This window comes from Neptuniibacter sp., assembly GCF_024231755.1.
Taxonomy (GTDB): Bacteria; Pseudomonadota; Gammaproteobacteria; order Pseudomonadales; family Balneatricaceae; genus Neptuniibacter.
The window spans coordinates 1-5,996 of sequence record NZ_JAAEQH010000308.1 but is presented as its reverse complement, the minus strand read 5'-3'; the positions used below and the strand labels follow the sequence as shown (position 1 = coordinate 5,996).

Genomic DNA, 5,996 nt, shown 5'->3' with positions numbered 1-5,996 from the left:
GAGTAACCGATAGCGTTCAGAGAAGTAGAAACAGACTGTACTACAGATGCAGAACCTGGCTGTTCGTTAACATTGTTTTTGAAGTCACCTTTACACAGGCCTTTCTTCTTGAAGTAGCCGTAAGTACCGGATACAGAGTTACGACCGAACAGCTGGATGCTCTTATCAGCCAGAGAACCTGCTACACCTACGTCACCCCAAGTTTTAGCGTCTGCAGCAGCGCCACACTTACGAGTAGAAGAGAAGATCGCGTCAACCTGAGCGATAGTCAGACCTTCGATTGGGTTGTCTTTGTGTGCGAAAACAGCCAGAGCGTCGATAGCAACAGCTACTGGAGTTGGCTTGTAGCCGAATTTCTTTTCGAACGCTTCGATCTCTTTGTCTTTCATCTTACGAGACATAGGACCAACGTTAGAAGTACCTTCAGTCAGTGCTGGTGGAGCAGTAGAAGAACCCGCAGCCTGAATCTGGATGTTAACGTTAGGGTAGCTACGCTTGAACTCTTCAGCCCAAAGAGTCATCAGGTTAGCCAGTGTGTCGGAACCTACAGAAGACAGGTTACCAGAAACACCAGACGCCTTAGTGTAAACAGGAAGGTCTTTGTCCAGCAGGTCAGATGCATTTGCAGCTACGCAAGTTGCAGAGATAGCAACAGCAGCAAACAGCTTTTTCATTGGTTTCATGTAGAGGCTCCAGAGAGTCTTAATTTTAAATTTAGGTCTAAAGAACAGCTTCGTTGTCCTTTGATGGGGGAGAACTATAGGCAGCTTTAATGACAGAAATGTGACAGGTAATGTCATTTTTTATTTTTAGTTCATTTTTGCAGCAGAGAGTTTGTCTTGTTGCGACTTTGGTATAAGCTGCGAACAGAGATAACAATAAAACAGCATTAATCATCCTGCTTTCGTGCTGGTAATTGCATGCAAGTAAGGTTTTAGGTCGCAATTATTATGACTGAGAACAACGATCAAACCTCCACGCCAGAAGGCGAACTGATGTTACAACTACCCGCTACAAGCGAGTCCACCAATATGTTTGGTGATGTCTACGGCGGTTGGGTTTCTGCAAAAATGGTACAGGCATCTGAAATCTTCGCTGCCAGACTTTCACAGGGACGGGTATCAACGGTATCTATAGGTCAGATGGCGTTTATGTCACCTGTACTGAGCGGCACCGTGATGTCGTTTTACACTCGATTGGTTGAGACAGGTACCAGCTCACTAAGGATTCAAGTTGAAGCCTGGGGCTGTTGCCCTGATGGAACTGAGTTAAGAAAAGTTACCGAGACAGAATGTGTTCAGGTAGCGATCGACGGGCACGGTCATATTCGCGCCTTGGATTACCTGAAAGGGTGAATTGTATGGCCGAATATAATGGTTCCTGTCACTGTGGGGCAGTTAAGTTCAGCTTTACCGCCCCAGCAATTACAGATGGTTTGCGTTGTAACTGTTCTATCTGTACTAAAAAAGGTGCTCTGATGAGCAACTTCTTTATCGCACCAGAGGATCTGAAAATTCAGGCGGAAGAGGGGGTTTTAAATACCTATCAGTTTGAAACCCACACCGCCAAACACCACTTCTGTAATCAGTGTGGTATCTACACTTTTCACCAAACGCGCAGAAAGCCAGGTTACTTCCGGGTGAATTTGGGCTGTGTTGAAGGTTTGGATACGCTTACGCTGCCAGTTGTGATTGCTGATGGGGCTGCTTTTTAAGGCTTAAAAGTTCTTAACCAAAGAGTTATTCGCAAAAGAACTTAACCAAAGAACCAGTAACCAACAAAGATCGCCGCAATAATACCTGCCAGATCAGCTGTTAAACCGCAGGCAATAGCATGACGGGTATGACGAATACCTACCGAACCAAAATAAACCGCCAGCACATAAAAGGTGGTTTCAGTAGAGCCCTGAATAACTGATGCCAGATACGCTGGGAATGAATCTACACCATGGCTATCCATTGTTTCCAGCATCATCGCCCGTGCGCCGGAACCGGAGAACGGTTTCATAATGGCGGTGGGCAGGGCATCGGCAAAGCGAGTATCAAAACCTAAAAAGCCGATACCTTCCCTTAGTAACCAGATAAACCCTTCCAGAGCACCACTGGCTCTTAACACGCCTATCGCCACCAGCATCGCTAGAAGATAGGGGATAATTTTTACCGCAACATCAAACCCCTGCTTAGCGCCTTCAATAAAGGTTTCGTAGATATTGATGCCTTTATAGTGGGCCATACTGAGGAAACCGATAATGGCGGAGAAGATCAGTAGGTTACCCACCAGTGAAGACTGTCTTTGCAGTTCATCCATGGTTAGGGTGGTGAAGTAGCCGATAAACGCTAGTAATAGTGCAACAAACCCACCGATATAGAGCATAGTGACCCGTTCCCATAAACGGATCTTCTGCACAAAGCTGACCGCCAGTAATCCAGCCAATGTAGAACAGCAGGTAGCGATCAAAATCGGGATAAATACCGAGGTAGGGTCGCTGGCTCCTTGTTGTGCCCGGTAAAGGAAAACTGTGATGGGAAACAGGGTAACCGAAGAGGTATTCAGAACCAGAAACAGAATCTGGGCATTACTCGCAGTATCTTTCTGCGGGTTAAGGCTCTGCAGATCCTGCATCGCTTTTAAACCCAGCGGAGTTGCTGCGTTATCCAGCCCCAACATATTGGCAGATAGGTTCATGGTCATGGAACCCATGGCCGGGTGGCCTTTAGGGACTTCCGGCATTAGTCGGGTGAATAAAGGGCTAATTGCCGTGGCAAACTTATCCACAAGGCCTGAGTTTTCGGCTAGCTTCATCATGCCCAGCCAGAATGCCAGTGTGCCGATCAGACCAATCGCTAGCTCAACCGAAAGCTTAGACATATCAAAGGTGGACTGAACCATGCGTTGGAAAACCGCAGAATCATCCAGCCAAAGCCATTGATAGAGGCCGCCAACAAAAGCGATAAGGAAAAAGGCGAGCCAGATACGGTGTAACATTTTTAGGGCGTCATTCAGAATCGGTAGCTATGTAATCTACCTTATCATTCTTTAAATTAAACGTTAAAGAACTCAATTTTGGAGATGAGCTTGGGCAGCTAGGGGGTCTAAAGCACTGTATTTTTTACTTCTAAGGGTGAGAAGCTTACTACTTGAAATATAAGCTGAAATAAGAGAGTCTTGTCATCGCACTATAAAAAACGGTAGCTCTTTAGTCAGGGGAAGCTAGATCATGTGTGTAGGGAAATACGATTGCTGCTTTATGTTACCGATGGCTTTTGTTGGATCGGTTTATTAACTATGAGCTTATAGCTGAAATACGTATATCATGGATGGTAAATCTCAACTCCTTTTAGTAAATGGTAATGCGGAACAGGCATCCGTATTGTCTGATTTCCTATCTGAAAATACTCCCTACGACATAGTCACAGCGACCAGTGGAGCATCTGCAGTTGTCTTGCTGAAAAAACTCCATATCGATTGTGTGGTAAGTGATATCTATCTAGAAGGAGTTGATGGTTGGCGTCTGGCCCGCATGGTCCGTTCAGGCGTATTTAACTGTGAAGCAGATATCCCTTTCCTATTGGTTTCCTCAACTTGGTGCAAACGTATAGCCGAGAAAACCGCTCGGGAGTTTGATATTGACCATCTTCTTCCCTTTGAACAGTACACCCGGCTCAAGGATATCCTCAGTGAGTCAGTACAAACACACAGAGAACAAAGGCTTGATCGGGTTCTGGCCATTGAGGACACAGAAGAAACTGCGCATCTGGTCCAACGTATTCTGAAACAGCGATTTGAGGTAGATCTCGCTCCTGAGGGAGAGACAGGCCTTGCGCTCTGGCGTGAGAAAAAGCATTCGATCGTTTTATTGGATGTAATGCTTCCAGGTATTTCCGGGCCTGAGATAATGGATCAGATACTTGCCGAAAAGCCTGATCAGACCATCGTGATTATGACCGCTCATGGTTCCATGGACTTAGCTGAAGAGCTGGTTATGAAAGGAGCCTCTGATTTTATAAGTAAGCCATTTCAGGCAAATCAGCTACGCAAGGTCTGTGAAATAGCGGCGCACCGTGAAGATTTCATGATCTCTAACCAACAGTTTGCCGAAACAGTTAACAGTCTTGAGGAGAGTCAGGCGTCTCTGATCAAACAGGCACAAGAGCATAAGGATATTCTGGACAACCTCACCTCTTCTATAGTCGAGTTAGATGCTGATGGACGGATTGTGTTCGTCAACAGTACCTGGATACAGATGACCGGCTGGAAAGAACAGAAATCTATGGGGCGTTTGTTTACCGATGTCGTATACGTAGATCCTTACAGTTCGACCTTAGAGATCAGTAACGCGATTTCCAGGGTGGCCAATGATACCAGCGCCAGATTTCGTTTGCAGTTTAAGCTCAAAGACCGATTTGGAGAGGCGATCTGGGTAGAGGCCCGCCTAACCGGAAGGCAGAGCGGGAATCACCCGGTCTCTGTGTTTATCTCGGTGGATGATATTTCCGCCAGACGTCATGCGGAGCAAAAGCTGGAACATATTGCCATGCATGACACGCTCACCGGTCTGCATAATCGATATTTCTTTGATAATGAACTGATTCGCATTGCGGCTTTGGCAAAACATAATCAGCTACAACATGCTTTGTTGTATGTCGACCTGAATCATTTTAAAGCGATTAACGATACCCAAGGGCACCATCAGGGTGATGCGGTACTGCGTAGGGTAGCTGAGCAGCTTCAAGGGCGAACTCAGGAAACTGAAAGTTTGTTCCGTTTGGGCGGGGACGAGTTTGCTCTGTTCCTGGCGGATATTGATGCTGAAGGTGCTAGGTTAGCGGCCAAATCGATTTGTGAGCTGATCGAGCAAGAGAGATACGGAACAGAACAGCAAACCTTTAAGGTGAGTTGTTGTGTTGGTATCAGCATGATTGATGGTTCCCTTGAGAAACCTCAGGATTACCTGCAAAGAGCGGATATCGCTTTATATGTGGCGAAGGGATATGGTCCTGGCGGTGTGCACATGCATACGGATCAGGATCAAGAGAGTGACAATGTTCGTTTGAGTATGCAGTGGTTGCATATGGTTAGGCATGAGATCGAGCAAGATAACCTTGTGCTGCACTTCCAACCGGTTTATCACATCCCTAGCGCAAAAGTTGCTTATTATGAGGTGCTGGTACGCCTGATGATTGACGGGCGTTTGGTCTATCCTGGAGAGTTTATACCTGCGCTTGAACGGTTCCACGAGGTCTCATTATTGGACCTGCATGTGGTTGCCAAATCGATTAGTGTGCTCGCGAAACACCCAGGCCTGAAAAAGCTTGCGATTAACCTGTCTGCTCAAGCCTTTCATAATGAACAACTTGTGCCTTTGATTGAGCGGAAACTGAACGAATATGATGTTTCGCCAAGCAAGATTATTTTTGAGCTGACAGAGAGTGCTAGCCTTTCCAATCTTTCAGCAACCCAATCAATGGTTAAGACTCTGGCCAATATGGGATGTTCCTTTTCTATAGATGATTTTGGTACAGGGTTTAGTACTTTTTCATACCTTAAGTCGTTACCCGCAGATACGGTCAAAATTGATGGATCATTCGTCAAGGAAATGAAGAACAGCGAAAACGACCGTGCTCTGGTTCGTTCTATCCGCGACGTGGCGTCCACCCTGGGTAAGCTGTCTGTAGCTGAATTCGTTGAAGACCAGGTCACGCTGGATCTGCTTAAAGAGTTTAAGGTTGAGTATGCCCAGGGCTATTTTCTTGGCAAGCCTCAACCAATAGAGTACTTGGACCTAAATGATTAAGCTTGCGGGTCATTGATCAAACCTGTAGCTCAGTTGCAGCCAGACACTTCGACCTTCCAATGGGTAGTCATCAGGGATAACGCCATTACTTGGTTCGTAGGCATCTTCGTCAAACAGGTTCAGAGCACTGAGTGTTATATCAAGATTTGGCGCGATCTCTTCTCGTCTTAGAGATAGGTTGACCAGGGTATAATCATCAATT

General features: G+C 46.1%; 6 protein-coding genes. 3 read left to right on the top strand and 3 right to left on the bottom strand.

All coding sequences use genetic code 11. From position 1 onward, the window contains the following. On the bottom strand, nt 1-683 hold a 683-nt coding region (locus GY843_RS18175; RefSeq protein ID WP_297311738.1), incomplete at its 3' end, for a phosphate ABC transporter substrate-binding protein PstS family protein. 267 nt (nt 684-950) lie between these two features. Between GY843_RS18175 and GY843_RS18170 the strand changes: the two genes are divergently transcribed. Together GY843_RS18170 and GY843_RS18165 are read left to right on the top strand one after the other, a co-directional pair. Continuing rightward, on the top strand, nt 951-1,355 hold the full coding sequence (locus GY843_RS18170; RefSeq protein ID WP_297311737.1) for a hotdog domain-containing protein: 405 nt from the start codon (nt 951-953) through the stop codon (nt 1,353-1,355). 5 nt (nt 1,356-1,360) lie between these two features. After that, nucleotides 1,361-1,714 (top strand): GFA family protein, encoded by a 354-nt coding sequence (locus tag GY843_RS18165; protein WP_297311735.1) that lies wholly within the window; start codon nt 1,361-1,363, stop codon nt 1,712-1,714. A gap of 41 nt (nt 1,715-1,755) precedes the next feature. Here GY843_RS18165 and GY843_RS18160 read toward each other — a convergent pair whose 3' ends face one another. Next, entirely contained in the window at nt 1,756-2,985 is a 1,230-nt protein-coding gene (locus GY843_RS18160; protein ID WP_297311734.1) for a nucleoside recognition domain-containing protein, read from the bottom strand. 328 nt (nt 2,986-3,313) lie between these two features. On the opposite strand from GY843_RS18160, the gene GY843_RS18155 reads away from it, so the two are divergent. Further along, complete coding sequence (locus tag GY843_RS18155) at nt 3,314-5,794, top strand: EAL domain-containing protein (RefSeq protein WP_297311733.1); 2,481 nt, start codon at nt 3,314-3,316, stop codon at nt 5,792-5,794. A gap of 9 nt (nt 5,795-5,803) precedes the next feature. Here GY843_RS18155 and GY843_RS18150 read toward each other — a convergent pair. Continuing rightward, the coding region (locus GY843_RS18150; RefSeq protein WP_297311731.1) for a TonB-dependent receptor at nt 5,804-5,996 on the bottom strand (193 nt) is incomplete at its 5' end.

Excerpts from the sequence above, each read along its gene's own strand:
- GY843_RS18170 (WP_297311737.1), top strand. The coding sequence starts at position 951 with ATGACTGAGAACAACGATCAAACCTCCACGCCAGAAGGCGAACTGATG.
- GY843_RS18165 (WP_297311735.1), top strand. The coding sequence starts at position 1,361 with ATGGCCGAATATAATGGTTCCTGTCACTGTGGGGCAGTTAAGTTCAGC.
- GY843_RS18160 (WP_297311734.1), bottom strand. The coding sequence starts at position 2,985 with ATGTTACACCGTATCTGGCTCGCCTTTTTCCTTATCGCTTTTGTTGGC.
- GY843_RS18155 (WP_297311733.1), top strand. The coding sequence starts at position 3,314 with ATGGATGGTAAATCTCAACTCCTTTTAGTAAATGGTAATGCGGAACAG.